Here is a 13,412-nt window from a genome sequence, read left to right as displayed (position 1 = left end):
GGATTTGTCCGACCCGGAGCTGGAAGAGTTCGCCACCTTTGCCGAGTCGCCGGAGGGCAAGGCGTATTACCAGGCTGCCCTTGCCGCCATTCGCGCAGGGCTTGCCGTTGGCCAGAGCACCTCAAGCCTGACGCAGTAAACCCTGTGGGAGCTGGCTTGCCTGCGATTGCGATCTGTCAGTTACACCGCTATCGCAGGCAAGCCAGCTCCCACATTTGGATTGCGTTATTTCAGGTGGCTTGTGAGAAAACTGAAGTACTCATAGCGAATCTGCGGAATTTCATTGGCCAAGTGATGCCGACCCTGCTTGAGCATCAACACCTCAGGCTGATCGAACTTACCCCGCAACACCTGCAGATTGTGCTGCCAGTCCACCGTCATATCTTCCTCACCCTGCACGATCACCGGGCGCCGGGGGCTGCGGGGTGCGGCTTCGATGCGTTTGATCCAGCGCGCCAGCGACCCCACCCAGGCGGTAGGCAGTTGGCGAGGCTGTAGCGGGTCGGCTTCCAGGAACGGCTTGAACGCCGGGTCGTTGGAGTTATCGCTGAAACGCCGGGCGATGCCTTTGACGAAGGGGCGCAGCAGGTAATAGCTGACCTGCGACCAACCCCAGGCACGCGGCCGCACCAACGGCGACAGCAGGAAGGTCTTGCCCTGGGCCGGGCTTTGGGCGCCGTGGTTGAGCAGGTGGTCCACCACGATGGCGCCGCCGGTGCTTTGCCCGAACAGGTGCCAGGGTTGCGGCAATTGCAAAGCCTTGGCCTCGACGAACAACGCCTGCACCACGCTCTGGTACACCGCAAAGTCATCGATGCTGGCGCGCACGCCGCTGGACAAGCCATGGCCCGGCAGGTCGCAGGCGATCACCACGAAGCCCTGGTCCAGCGCCCAATCCACCACATGGCGATACAGCCCCATGTGATCGTAGAAACCGTGAAACAGGAACATCGTCGCCACCGGCGCCGGCGGCCACCAGACCTGGGCCACCACCTCAAACCCATCCACCTCAAAACGCCCCAGGCGGCTCACCGCCGGCACCTGGCGTGCGGCCAGGTCGAGCCCGTAGAAACGCTGGTAAACCCTCGCCTCGGCTGACAGCGGCTGCGCATCCACCAGGGGGCGCAAGCTTTCGCGCAGATGATCAGGGTCAAAGGTGACGGGCATAAAGGCTTCCAGACTTGCGGTGAAGATGAATATCGAGCTGCGATATTCATCTGTCAGGACAAGCATGGCAAGCTACGCGACCTGCGAGGATACATCCAATGCGACCGCCCTACCGTAACGCCCTGTTCGCCAGCGTGATCCTGGTTATTTGCGCCGGGGTACTGTGGGCGGCCTATGACTGGTTCCAGGGCCGCTACCTGCGCGCCTTCAGCGAACACACCGCGGTATTTTCCGGCGATGCGCTGCAACTGCCCGCCGCCCTCAGCGGCCCTGGCCCGATTCGTCTGGTGCACTTCTGGGACCCGGCCTGCCCGTGCAATGTCGGTAACCAGCAACACCTGGGCGAGTTGATCGAGCAGTACGCGCCCCAGGGGGTGGAGTTCTATGCCCTGCAAAAACCCGGCAGCCACGGCCAGTTGCCCGAGAACCTGCGCCACCTGAAAGTCCTTGATGCCCTGGCCGGCGCCGACCAGATACCCGCCAGCCCGGCCGTGGGCATTTGGGACCGCACCGGCAAGCTGGCGTATTTCGGCCCCTATAGCGAAGGCCTGACCTGCAACGCCAGCAACAGTTTTATCGAGCCAATTCTCAAGGCCCTTGGAACCGGACGCGACGTGAATGCCACTCACACCCTCGCGGTAGGCTGCTATTGTTCGTGGCCTAAGGATCTGTAGCCCGTCCACTTTGGTAAGGAATGTTCATGAAGCGCGTCTTGCAGGTTTTTGCGGTGCTGATTGTGCTGGTCGCCCTGGGCGCCGGTTGGTACGTCTACAGCAAACAACCTACGCGCCAGGGCACGGTGACGCTGGCGCACCTGCAAGGCTCGGTCACGGTGCGTTACGACGACCGTGGCGTACCGCATATCCGCGCCGAGAACGAAGCCGACCTGTACCGCGCCCTGGGCTATGTGCACGCCCAGGACCGCCTGTTCCAGATGGAGATCATGCGGCGCCTGGCCCGTGGCGAACTGGCCGAGGTGCTGGGGCCCAAGCTGCTGGACACCGATAAGCTCTTTCGCAGCCTGCGCATCCGCGAGCGTGCCTTAAGCTATGTGGAGCATATGGACCCTGGCTCAGCCTCGTCCAAGGCCCTGCAAGCCTACCTGGACGGGATCAATCAGTATCAGGACAGCCACGCCAGCCCCATGGAGTTCGATGTGCTGGGCATCGCCAAGCGCCCGTTTACCGCCGAAGACAGCATCAGCGTCGCCGGGTACATGGCCTACAGCTTTGCCGCGGCCTTTCGCACCGAGCCGGTGCTGACCTATGTGCGTGACCGGCTGGGCAGCGACTACTTGAAGGTCTTCGATCTCGACTGGCAACCCAAGGGCGCACTCAACCTGGCGGCCAGCGATTGGCAGACCCTTGGCGCCATCGCCGCCCTGAGCGAACAGGCCCTGGCCGACAACGGCCTGCCGCAGTTCGAAGGCAGCAATGCCTGGGCCGTCAGCGGCAGCCATACCCAAAGTGGCAAGCCGTTGCTGGCGGGTGACCCTCATATCCGTTTTTCGGTGCCTTCGGTCTGGTACGAGGCGCAACTGTCGGCGCCAGGCTTCGAGCTATACGGCTACCACAACGCGCTGGTACCGGTGGCGTTCCTGGGGCACAACCTGGACTTCGGCTGGAGCCTGACCATGTTCCAGAACGACGACCTCGACCTGGTCGCCGAGAAGGTCAACCCAAACAACCCCAACCAGGTCTGGTATCACGACCAATGGGTGGACATGAGCAGCAGCGAGCAGCAGATCCAGGTCAAGGGCCAGGCGCCGGTGACCCTCACCCTGCGCCGCTCGCCCCACGGCCCGATCATCAACGATGTGCTCGGTGAGAACGCCGGCAGCACACCGATTGCCATGTGGTGGGCGTTCCTCGACAGCGAAAACCCGATCCTCGATGGTTTCTATCAGCTCAACCGTGCCGATACCCTGGCCAAGGCGCGTGCCGCGGCCGCGAAGGTCTCGGCGCCGGGCCTGAACATCGTGTGGGCAAACGCCAAGGGCGATATCGGCTGGTGGGCGGCGGCGCAGTTGCCGATCCGCCCGGCCGGCGTCAACCCGGCGTTCATCCTCGACGGCAGTACCGCCCAGGCCGACAAGCTGGGTTTCTACCCCTTCAGTGCCAACCCCCAGGAAGAAAACCCGCCGCGCGGCTATGTGGTGTCCGCCAATGCCCAGCCAGCATCGCCCACCGGCATGCCGATCCCCGGCTATTACAACCTGGCGGATCGTGGCCAGCAGTTGAACGTGCAGTTGAGCGACAAAAGCGTGAAGTGGGATGTGACCAACAGCCAGGCCCTGCAACTGGGCACCACCACCGCCTACGGCACGCGCCTGCTGGCGCCGCTGTTGCCGGTGCTGCGCGAGGTGGTCAAGGACCCGGCGCAACTCAAATTGGTGGAACAGCTTGCCAACTGGAAGGGTGACTACCCGCTGGACTCCACCAGCGCCACGCTGTTCAACCAGTTGCTGTTCAACCTCAGCGACGCGACCTTTCACCCCAAACTCGGCGATGCCTTGTTCAAGACCTTGCTCGGCACCCGCGTGATCGACGCCGCATTGCCCCGCCTGGCCGCATCGGCAGACTCGCCCTGGTGGAACGGCAACCGCGCCGATACCGTCAAGCTCGCCTGGGACAACAGCCTGGCCCACCTCAAGGCGACGTTCGGCGATGACCCGGCGCAATGGCAGTGGGGCAAGGCGCACACCCTGACCCACGGCCACCCGCTGGGCCTGCAAAAGCCGCTGGATAAAATTTTCAACGTCGGCCCGTTCCCGGCGCCGGGCAGCCATGAGGTTCCGAACAACCAGACCGCGCTGATTGGCCCGGCACCGTGGCCGGTGACCTACGGCCCGTCGACACGGCGCCTGATCGACTTCGCCGACCCGACCCACGCCCTCACCATCAACCCGGTGGGGCAAAGCGGTGTGCCGTTTGATACGCACTATGGCGACCAGGCGCAGAGCTATATCGAGGGAAGGTACGAGCAGGCGCACTTCAGTGATGAGGAAGTGACGGCCAATACCCGCGGCACCTTGAAACTGCTGCCCGCCCGATGATCGTTCCCACGCTCCGCGTGGGAATGCAGCCGTAGACGCTCCGCGTCCGCCCTTAAAAGCGGGGACGCAGAGCGTCCCAAGAGGCGTTACCACGCAGAGCGTGGGAACGATCATCGCTCAAACCGGCGCCGCAAAGTTAAGCCTGAACTGTTGCGGCGTGACGCCCAGCCGGCGGTTGAACACACTGCGCATGTGCTGGGCGTCGCGAAAGCCACATTGATAGGCCACGGTTTTAAGCGGTGCATGGCTGCTTTCAAGCATCACCCGCGCCGCATCCACACGCGCCCTCTCGACAAACTCCGCCGGCGTAATCCGCGCTTCACGGGCAAACACCCGGGAGAAATTACGTGCACTCATATTGGCCGCCTTGGCCAGGTCGGCAATGGTCAGGTCTCCCGTCAGGTTGGCCAACACGTACAGCTGCACCAGCGCCACCGCCGAGGTGGTTTCGGCATGGGGGGTTAGGAACGGGCTGAACTGCGATTGCCCGCCCGAGCGCTGGGTAAACACCACCAGGCGCTTGGCCACGCTCAGCGCGACTTCCGGGCCGTGATCCTGGGCCAGCAGATACAACGACAGGTCGATACCTGCCGTGACCCCGGCGGAGGTGTAGAGCTTGCCATCCTGCACATAGAGACGGTCGGCTTCGACCTGGGCCGAGGGGCACAGGCGCGCCAGGCTGGCGGCGTCGTTCCAGTGGGTAGTGACGGTCTTACCGTCCAGCAGGCCCGCACGGGCCAGCATGAAGGCGCCGTTGCAGATCGAGCCGAAGCGCTGCGCCTTCGCGGCGGCAGTGCGCAGCCAGGCGTCAAACTCGGGGCCGAAATCTTCGAAGGGTAACTGCGGGCCACCGGCGACCAGCAGCAGGTCGTAGGGTTGTCGGGCTTCGCTGTAGTGCTTGTGCGCCTGCAATGACAAACCGTTGGAGGCCGCCATGGCGCCGTGGCCGAAGCCGAGCACTTCCAGCCGATAGTGAGCCTCGGGCGCCAGGAAGCAGTTGGCCTCGCAGAACACATCCATCGGCCCGGTCACGTCCAGCGACTGAACACCAGGAAAGATCAGGATGGCGACGGTTTTGCCCATACTCACAAACACCTTTTTCCACTGAATAAACACCAATCCCTTGTGGGAGCTGGCTTGCCTGCGATGCAGACGCCTCGGTACCTCAGGTACACCGAGGTGATGCTATCGCAGGCAAGCAAGCTCCCACAGGGGATCGCTTACAGGCTTGGCACGATGTGGTGGCACATTGGCCGGGATCGCCTCCCTGTGGCGATAGCCGCTCCTGGGTCATGGGACCAGACTGGAATCTTTCCAGAGGAGATCCACCATGAGCACCACCATAGCCGGTATCCAGATTCCTGACAGCGCCTTGGCCCGGGCCACCACCGAATACATCCGCGACGTCGAGTCCGACCTGCTCTACCACCATTCGCGTCGGGTCTTCCTGTTCGGCGCCTTGAGCGGTGAGCGCAAGCAGTTGGCCTACAACCCGGAGTTGCTCTACGTCGGCGCGATGTTCCATGACCTGGGCCTGGTGGAAGGCCACCGCAGTGACGACGAGCGTTTCGAAGTGGACGGCGCCAACGCCGCCGCCGCGTTCCTCAAGCCTTATGGGTTGAGCGATGACGATATTGAACAAGTGTGGTTGTCCATCGCCCTGCACACCACGCCGGGCGTGCCGAAACACCTGCGCCCCACGGTGGCGTTGGTGACCGCTGGTGTGGAGATGGACGTGCTGGGCATGGACTACGCCGCCTTCAGCAGCGTGCAGCGCGAAGCGGTGGTGCATGCGCATCCACGGGGTGAAGGGTTCAAGGAGTGCATCATCTGCGCGTTCGCCGACGGCTTGCGCCATCGCCCGCAGACCACGTTTGGCAACGTGAAGACCGATGTGCTGGTGGACCAGGAACCTGGGTTCAAGCCGATGAATTTTGTGCAGGTGATCCGCACATCGCCGTGGGCTGACTGAAACCCGATTTTATAAGCACCGCAAAACTACTGTGGGAGCTGGCTTGCCTGCGATGGCGGTGGGTCAGCATCTTATAAGTGACTGATGCACCGCAATCGCAGGCAAGCCAGCTCCCACATTTTCACCCTGTTCCGGCAGTTAGACCGGTGCTGGCGCCCGGCGTTTGTCCGGCTGTTGCCAGCCATCCGCCGCAGCTTCTTCAATCGCCTGCTGGATGGCCTTCTTGCGATGCTCTTCGGCCCGACGGCTGAAGAACCACACCAGGAAGGTCACCAGCGACACCGCCAACAGAATCAGGCTCGCCACGGCGTTGATCTCGGGCTTAACCCCAAGGCGCACCGCCGAGAACACTTCCATCGGCAAGGTGGTGGAACCGGGGCCCGACACGAAGCTGGCGAGTACCAGGTCATCCAGGGACAGTGCGAAGGACATCATCCCGCCCGCCGCCAGCGACGGCGCGATCATCGGGATGGTGATCAGGAAGAACACCTTCCACGGCCGTGCGCCCAAGTCCATCGCCGCTTCTTCGATCGACAGGTCCAGCTCACGCAAGCGCGCCGACACCACCACCGCCACATACGCCGCACAGAAGGTGGTGTGGGCGATCCAGATGGTGACGATGCCACGCTCCTGGGGCCAGCCGATCATCTGCGCCATGGCCACGAACAGCAGCAACAGCGACAGACCGGTGATCACTTCGGGCATTACCAACGGCGCCGTCACCAGGCCACCGAACAGCGTGCGGCCCTTGAACTGGCTGATGCGCGTGAGCACGAAGGCTGCCAGGGTACCCAACGCCACCGCCGCCACCGCCGTGTAGCAGGCGATTTCCAGGGAGCGGGCCACCGAGCCCATCAACTGGGTGTTGTCCAACAGGCCCACGTACCACTTGATCGACCAACCGCCCCACACTGTTACCAGCTTGGATTCGTTGAACGAGTAGATCACCAGGATCAACATTGGCAGGTAGATGAACAACAAGCCTGCGACCAGCATGAAGCTGGAGAAACGAAAGCGTTTCATATCTTGCCCTCCAACTCTTTGGCTTGGCTGCGGTTGAACAGGATGATCGGCACGATCAGGATCGCCAGCATCACCACCGCCAGGGCAGACGCCACCGGCCAGTCACGGTTGTTGAAGAACTCTTGCCACAACACCTTACCGATCATCAGGGTTTCCGGGCCGCCGAGCAGTTCAGGAATCACGAACTCGCCCACCACCGGGATAAACACCAGCATGCAACCGGCGATGATGCCGTTCTTGGACAGCGGCACGGTGATTTTCCAGAAGCTGTTGAAGGTGCTCGACCCCAGGTCGGAGGCGGCTTCCAGCAGGCTCTGGTCGTGCTTCACCAGGTTGGCGTACAGCGGCAGGATCATGAACGGCAGGTACGAATAGACCACGCCGATGTACACCGCGATGTTGGTGTTGAGGATCTGCAGCGGCTCGTTGATCAAGCCCATGGACATCAGGAAGCCATTGAGCAGGCCGTTGTTGCTGAGGATGCCCATCCACGCATACACCCGGATCAGGATCGCGGTCCAGGTGGGCATCATGATCAGCAGCACCAGCACGGTCTGCATCTCTTTGCGCGCGGTGGCGATGGCGTAGGCCATCGGGTAGCCGATCAGCAGGCACAGCAGCGTGCTGAAAAACGCCATCTTCAGCGAGCCCAGGTAGGCGGCGATGTACAACTCGTCGCCCGCCAGCAAGCTGTAGTTGGCCAGGTTCAGCACCACCTCCAGCTTTTGCTCAACGTAGGTATAGATCTCGGTATAGGGCGGGATCGCCACATCGGCTTCGGCAAAGCTGATTTTCAGCACGATGAAAAACGGCAGTGCGAAAAACAGGAACAGCCAGAGGAAGGGAATCCCGATGACCACCTGCTTGCCATTGGGCACGATGCGATCCAAGCGCCGCTTGAATTTCTTCATGTTCATGAGCGAAGTACCACGCCGCTATCGTCTTCCCACCACACATACACCTGGTCACCCCAGGTTGGGCGCTGGCCACGGCGTTCGGCGTTGGCGACGAAGGACTGCACCAGCTTGCCGCTCGGCAGCTCCACGTAGAACACCGAGTGGCCGCCCAGGTAGGCGATGTCGTGCACCTTGCCGCTGGACCAGTTGTGCTCGCAGGTTGGCATTTCGGTGGTCACCAGCAGCTTTTCCGGGCGAATCGCGTAGGTCACCGACTTGTCTTCCACCGAGGTGGCGATGCCGTAGCCCACGTAGATGTCGCGGTCCAGGTCCGGGCACTTGAGCACCGCGTGGCCTTCAGCGTCGTCCACCACTTGGGTGTCGAAGATGTTGACGTTGCCAATGAACTCGCACACCAGGCGGCTGGTGGGGGTTTCGTAGATATCGATGGGGCTGCCGATCTGGGCGATCCAGCCCAGGTGCATGATCGCGATGCGTTCGGCCATGGTCATGGCCTCTTCCTGGTCGTGGGTCACCATCACGCAGGTCACCCCAACGCGCTCGATGATCTCCACCAACTCAAGCTGCATCTGCGAGCGCAGCTTCTTGTCCAGCGCGCCCATTGGCTCATCGAGCAGCAGCAGTTTCGGGCGCTTGGCCAAGGAACGGGCCAACGCCACACGCTGGCGCTGGCCGCCGGACAACTGGTGCGGCTTGCGCTTGGCGTACTGGCTCATCTGCACCAGCTTGAGCATCTCGGCCACGCGTGCGTCGACTTCAGCCTTGGGGATCTTGTCCTGTTGCAGGCCGAAGGCGATGTTCTGCGCCACGGTCATGTGCGGGAACAAGGCGTAGGATTGGAACATCATGTTGATCGGCCGCTCGTAGGGCGGCATGTCGGTGATGTCCACACCGTCGAGGTAGATGCGACCTTCGGTTGGGCGCTCGAAACCTGCCAGCATGCGCAGCAAGGTGGATTTGCCCGAACCCGAACCGCCGAGCAAGGCGAAGATCTCGCCTTTCTTGATTTCCAGGGACACATCGTCCACGGCAATCGTCTCGTCGAACTTCTTCGTGACCCGGTCGATTTTGACCAGCACCTTTTTCGGTGTCTGGTCGCCCTCGAGGGCTTTCTTATAGGCGCCGGAGGCAACTGCCATTTACGAAACTCCCAAAAAAAACTGTGCAGCCGGCCCAATGCGGGCCAGCCTTGGATAGTTTGAGCCTTACTTGCCCGTCTTGACCTTGGTCCAGCTACGGGTCATTAAACGCTGCACTTTCGGGGGTAGCTCAAAGTTGACGAATGTCCGCTCGAGAACCGCCTGCGGTGGGTAAACCGCTGCGTCAGTGCGTATCGATTGCTCCATCAGTTTGTCCGCCCCTGGGTTAGGGTTGGCGTAACCGACTTGATCGCTGACCTGAGCGATCACCTCAGGCTGCAGCAAATAGTTGATGAAGGCGTGGGCTTCCTTGACGTTGCTGGCATCCTTGGGAATCGCCAGCACGTCGAACCACAGGTTGCCGCCTTCTTTTGGAATCGTGTAGGCGATGTTCACGCCTTTGCCCGCCTCTGCTGCGCGAGCCTTGGCCTGGAACACATCGCCGGAGAAACCGGCCGCCACGCAGATGTTGCCGTTGGCCAAGTCCGAGATGTATTTGGAGGAATGGAAGTAGGTCACGTAGGGCCGCACTTTCAGCAATTTTTCCTCGGCTTTCTTGTAGTCGGCCGGGTTGGTGCTGTTGGGGTCCAGGCCCATGTAGTTGAGTACTGCCGGCAGCATTTCATCGGCCGAGTCCATGAACGACACGCCGCAAGTGGCCAGCTTCTTCATGTTTTCCGGTTCGAACAACACCGCCCAGGAGTCGATCTTGTCGACACCCAGCACTTGCTTGACCTTGTCGACGTTGTAGCCAATGCCGTTGGTGCCCCACAGGTACGGCACGGCGTATTGGTTGCCCGGGTCGTTCTTTTCCAGGCGTTTGAGCAGTACCGGGTCGAGGTTGGCGTAGTGGGTCAGCAGTGACTTGTCGAGCTTCTGGAACGCGCCAGCCTTGATCTGCTTGCCCAGGAAATGGTTGGACGGCACCACGACGTCGTAGCCGGTACGCCCGGCGAGCAACTTGCCTTCCAGGGTTTCGTTGGAGTCAAACACGTCATACACGGGCTTGATACCGCTGGCCTTTTCAAAGTTGACCAGGGTGTCGGGGCCGATGTAGTCCGACCAGTTATAAATATGCACCGTCGGTGCGGCCTGCACGCTGGCAGCCAGCGTGATACCTGCACCCACCAGCATGGCTTTGCGAAATAAAGAAATTGGCAAGTGGAGGTCCTCTTAATAGTTGGGGCCTTGAAGTTGTTGCCCGGCAACAAAACCGGCGCGCAACTTACCGTCGATAAACCGATCCGGCAAAACTTTCTGTCATTTATTTTCTGTACGGTTGCCGCTGTTTGTAGGAGCGAGCTTGCTCGCGAAGAACTCACAGGCAACGCGGGCGACCAGAGGCGCTGCGTTATCGTTGACGATTTTCGCGAGCAAGCTCGCTCCTACAGGTTTCTGGCGTTATTTACCGGATTTGATTTTGGTCCAGCTACGGGTCATTTCACGCTGAGTTGCCGCCGGCATGTCGGCAATGGCGTAGAGCTTGGATTGCACTTCGGCCGACGGATAAATACCCGGGTCGCTGGTGATGTCTTTATCGACCAGGGCGGTGGCTTTCTCGTTACCGTTCGGGAAACGCACACTGTTGGTGATCGCCGCCATGACGTCTGGCTTGAGCAGGTAGTTCATGAATGCGTAGGCAGCGTCGACGTTTTCGGCATCCTTGGGAATGGCGACCATGTCGAAGAAGCTGCCAGCACCTTCCTTGGGAATGTCATAGGCAATCTTGACCTTGCCACCGGCTTCAGCCGCGCGGGTTTTGGCCTGTTCGATGTCACCCGAGTAGCCCACAGCCACGCAGATGTTGCCGTTGGCCAGGTCGGAGATGTACTTGGACGAGTGGAAGTAGCCGATCGAAGGACGGATTTTCATGAACAGGTCTTCGGCCTGTTTCAGATCAGCCTTCTTTGTAGTGTCGGTCGGCAGGCCCAGGTAATGCAGCGCTACCGGCAGCATTTCGGTTGGCGAATCGAGGAAGCTCACGCCGCAGCTTTTCAGCTTGGCGATGTTTTCCGGCTTCATCAGTACGTCCCACGAGTCGATCTTGTCCACGCCCAGTGCGGCCTTGACCTTCTCCGGGTTGTAGCCGATGCCCATCGAGCCCCACATGTACGGGAAGGCGTGCTTGTTGTCCGGGTCGCTGACCGATACGGCCTTGAGCAGGGATTTGTTCAGGTTGTCGTAGTTGGACAGCTTGGACTTGTCCAGCTCCTGGTAGACACCTGCCTTGATCTGCTTGGCGAGGAAGCTGTTCGACGGCACGACGATGTCGTAGCCGGACTTGCCCGCCAGCAACTTGGCTTCCAGGGTTTCGTTGCTGTCAAAAACGTCGTACACCACTTTGATGCCCGACTCTTTTTCAAAGTTGGCGATGGTGTCCGGTGCAATGTAGTCGGACCAGTTGTAGACGTGCAGCACTTTGCTGTCTGCCTGGGCCGCGCCCGCCATTGCGCCCATCAGGGACAAGGCGAGGAGGGTCTTGCCAGCGTTCTTCAAACCTAATGCCTTCATTTGGTGATGCTCCAATTTTTTCTTTTTTGGGCCACAAGCGTTGTATGTTTTACGGCCCAACCGAAGGGCAACAAAACAGGGCGACAGTCTGGCAAGTTCAGGGGCCGGCTTTCAACCAAAGCCCCTGCATTTTTAACTGCCCAATGCACCGCGCACTGAGCCTAGCACTTAGCCCTGCAAGGCAGCCAAAGTCAGGTCCAGGCAATGGCGGGCCTTGGTTACCAGCTCGTCGATTTCAGCCTTGCTGATGACCAGCGGCGGCGAAATGATCATGGTGTCGCCCACGGCGCGCATGATCAGGCCATTCTCGAAGCAGAAGGTTCGGCAGATCATGCCGGCGCCTTTGCCTTCGTGACGCTTGCGCGTCGCCTTGTCCTGCACCAGCTCGATCGCCCCGAGCATGCCGACGCCGCGTACTTCACCCACCAGCGGATGATCGCCCAGTTCCCTCAGACGTTTCTGCAAATACGGTGCCGTTTCTTCGTGCACACGGTTAACGATTTTTTCATCGCGCAGGATGCGGATGTTTTCCAGGGCCACAGCCGCAGCGACCGGGTGACCGGAGTAGGTAAAGCCGTGGTTGAAATCGCCCCCTTCGTTGAGCACCGCCACCACTTCGTCGCGCACGATCAGGCCGCCCATGGGCACGTAGCCCGAGGTCAGGCCCTTGGCGATGGTCATCATGTGCGGCTTGAGGTCGTAGAAATCGCTACCGAACCACTCACCGGTACGGCCGAAACCGCAGATTACTTCGTCGGCGACAAACAGGATGTCGTACTTGGCGAGGATTTCCTTGATGCGCGGCCAGTACGTGGCAGGCGGCACGATCACGCCACCGGCACCCTGGATCGGCTCGGCAATAAAGGCGCCGACGTTGTCCACGCCCAGCTCCAGGATTTTTTCTTCCAACTGGTTGGCGGCCCACACACCGAATTCCTCGGGGCTCATCTCGCCGCCTTCGCCAAACCAGTACGGCTGCGCGATGTGGGTAATGCCCGGGATCGGCAAGTCGCCCTGCTCGTGCATATAGGTCATGCCGCCCAGGCTGGCGCCGGCCACGGTAGAGCCGTGATAGCCATTCTTGCGGGCAATGATGGTTTTCTTGTTGGGCTGGCCCTTGATCGCCCAGTAGTGGCGGACCATGCGCAACATGGTGTCGTTGCCTTCGGAGCCCGAGCCGGTGAAGAACACGTGATTCATGCCAGCCGGCGCGACATCGGAAATGACCTTGGCCAACTCCAATACCGGCGGGTGTGCGGTCTGGAAGAACAGGTTGTAGTACGGCAGCTCTTTCATCTGCTTGGCGGCGGCATCGGCCAGTTCATCGCGACCGTAACCGATCGCCACGCACCACAGGCCGGCCATACCGTCGAGGATCTTGTTGCCTTCGCTGTCCCACAGGTAAACGCCGTGGGCTTTGGTGATGATCCTTGGGCCTTTCTCTTTCAATTGCTTGAAGTCGCTGAACGGCGCCAGATGGTGATCATTGCTCAAGGCTTGCCATTCACGGGTTTGCGGGTTGTTGCTGGACATACCGATCTCCTAGACTTTTCAGTGAAGGGCGCGCCTGGAGGGCGTGATCCCCGTAAATGACGGCCGTCATTTACGGGGATCACGCCCTCCAAGGG

The 13,412-nt window shown here is 60.9% G+C and carries 11 protein-coding genes and 1 pseudogene; 4 read left to right on the top strand and 8 right to left on the bottom strand.

What is annotated here, in order from left to right:
* Positions 1–139: pseudogene (locus tag GIW04_RS31440) on the top strand (hypothetical protein); the annotation flags it as partial.
* An 86-nt stretch (positions 140–225) separates the two neighbouring features.
* Here GIW04_RS31440 and GIW04_RS05495 read toward each other — a convergent pair.
* A complete protein-coding gene (locus GIW04_RS05495; RefSeq protein ID WP_034134012.1) occupies positions 226–1,167 on the bottom strand; it encodes an alpha/beta hydrolase in 942 nt (313 codons plus the stop codon).
* A 98-nt stretch (positions 1,168–1,265) separates the two neighbouring features.
* On the opposite strand from GIW04_RS05495, the gene GIW04_RS05490 reads away from it, so the two are divergent.
* The gene (locus GIW04_RS05490; protein WP_003195228.1) at positions 1,266–1,841 is read left to right on the top strand and encodes a DUF6436 domain-containing protein; all 576 of its coding nucleotides are present in this window, start codon (positions 1,266–1,268) and stop codon (positions 1,839–1,841) included.
* A gap of 26 nt (positions 1,842–1,867) precedes the next feature.
* Positions 1,868–4,222 (top strand): penicillin acylase family protein, encoded by a 2,355-nt coding sequence (locus GIW04_RS05485; protein WP_003195230.1) that lies wholly within the window; start codon positions 1,868–1,870, stop codon positions 4,220–4,222.
* A 117-nt stretch (positions 4,223–4,339) separates the two neighbouring features.
* On the opposite strand, the gene GIW04_RS05480 is transcribed toward GIW04_RS05485, so the two are convergent.
* Positions 4,340–5,305: a GlxA family transcriptional regulator gene (locus GIW04_RS05480; RefSeq protein ID WP_120247485.1), complete on the bottom strand. Its 966-nt coding sequence runs from the start codon at positions 5,303–5,305 to the stop codon at positions 4,340–4,342.
* A gap of 247 nt (positions 5,306–5,552) precedes the next feature.
* Here GIW04_RS05480 and GIW04_RS05475 point away from each other — a divergent pair, with 247 nt between their 5' ends.
* Positions 5,553–6,194, top strand: a complete 642-nt coding sequence (locus tag GIW04_RS05475; RefSeq protein ID WP_069558179.1) for an HD domain-containing protein — start codon at positions 5,553–5,555, stop codon at positions 6,192–6,194.
* Positions 6,195–6,332: 138 nt separating this feature from the next.
* Here GIW04_RS05475 and GIW04_RS05470 read toward each other — a convergent pair whose 3' ends face one another.
* From GIW04_RS05470 to GIW04_RS05445, 6 genes are all read right to left on the bottom strand, one after another.
* Positions 6,333–7,217: an ABC transporter permease subunit gene (locus tag GIW04_RS05470; RefSeq protein WP_003195236.1), complete on the bottom strand. Its 885-nt coding sequence runs from the start codon at positions 7,215–7,217 to the stop codon at positions 6,333–6,335.
* Entirely contained in the window at positions 7,214–8,134 is a 921-nt protein-coding gene (locus tag GIW04_RS05465) for an ABC transporter permease subunit (RefSeq protein WP_003195238.1), read from the bottom strand. Before GIW04_RS05465 ends, GIW04_RS05470 begins: the two co-directional genes overlap by 4 nt.
* Positions 8,131–9,273 (bottom strand): ABC transporter ATP-binding protein, encoded by a 1,143-nt coding sequence (locus GIW04_RS05460; protein WP_003195240.1) that lies wholly within the window; start codon positions 9,271–9,273, stop codon positions 8,131–8,133. The genes GIW04_RS05465 and GIW04_RS05460 overlap by 4 nt, the downstream gene beginning before the upstream one ends.
* A 66-nt stretch (positions 9,274–9,339) precedes the next feature.
* Positions 9,340–10,434, bottom strand: a complete 1,095-nt coding sequence (locus GIW04_RS05455; RefSeq protein ID WP_098950091.1) for a polyamine ABC transporter substrate-binding protein — start codon at positions 10,432–10,434, stop codon at positions 9,340–9,342.
* A 240-nt stretch (positions 10,435–10,674) separates the two neighbouring features.
* Positions 10,675–11,769, bottom strand: coding sequence for a polyamine ABC transporter substrate-binding protein (locus tag GIW04_RS05450; protein WP_032897707.1), 1,095 nt, complete (start codon positions 11,767–11,769; stop codon positions 10,675–10,677).
* A 183-nt stretch (positions 11,770–11,952) separates the two neighbouring features.
* The gene (locus tag GIW04_RS05445; RefSeq protein ID WP_120247484.1) at positions 11,953–13,317 is read right to left on the bottom strand and encodes an aspartate aminotransferase family protein; all 1,365 of its coding nucleotides are present in this window, start codon (positions 13,315–13,317) and stop codon (positions 11,953–11,955) included.
* Positions 13,318–13,412 lie beyond the last annotated feature (95 nt).

It is taken from the genome of Pseudomonas sp. PA-4-8C, assembly GCF_021606625.1.
GTDB classification, from domain to species: Bacteria; Pseudomonadota; Gammaproteobacteria; order Pseudomonadales; family Pseudomonadaceae; genus Aquipseudomonas; species Aquipseudomonas lactis.
Note: the sequence above shows the minus strand (reverse complement) of the source record. Positions and strands in the feature narration are given on the sequence as shown.

Coding starts and splice junctions, on each gene's coding strand:
- GIW04_RS05490 (WP_003195228.1), top strand. CDS start 1,266: ATGCGACCGCCCTACCGTAACGCCCTGTTCGCCAGCGTGATCCTGGTT.
- GIW04_RS05475 (WP_069558179.1), top strand. CDS start 5,553: ATGAGCACCACCATAGCCGGTATCCAGATTCCTGACAGCGCCTTGGCC.
- GIW04_RS05465 (WP_003195238.1), bottom strand. CDS start 8,134: ATGAACATGAAGAAATTCAAGCGGCGCTTGGATCGCATCGTGCCCAAT.
- GIW04_RS05495 (WP_034134012.1), bottom strand. CDS start 1,167: ATGCCCGTCACCTTTGACCCTGATCATCTGCGCGAAAGCTTGCGCCCC.
- GIW04_RS05445 (WP_120247484.1), bottom strand. CDS start 13,317: ATGTCCAGCAACAACCCGCAAACCCGTGAATGGCAAGCCTTGAGCAAT.
- GIW04_RS05460 (WP_003195240.1), bottom strand. CDS start 9,273: ATGGCAGTTGCCTCCGGCGCCTATAAGAAAGCCCTCGAGGGCGACCAG.
- GIW04_RS05470 (WP_003195236.1), bottom strand. CDS start 7,217: ATGAAACGCTTTCGTTTCTCCAGCTTCATGCTGGTCGCAGGCTTGTTG.
- GIW04_RS05485 (WP_003195230.1), top strand. CDS start 1,868: ATGAAGCGCGTCTTGCAGGTTTTTGCGGTGCTGATTGTGCTGGTCGCC.
- GIW04_RS05480 (WP_120247485.1), bottom strand. CDS start 5,305: ATGGGCAAAACCGTCGCCATCCTGATCTTTCCTGGTGTTCAGTCGCTG.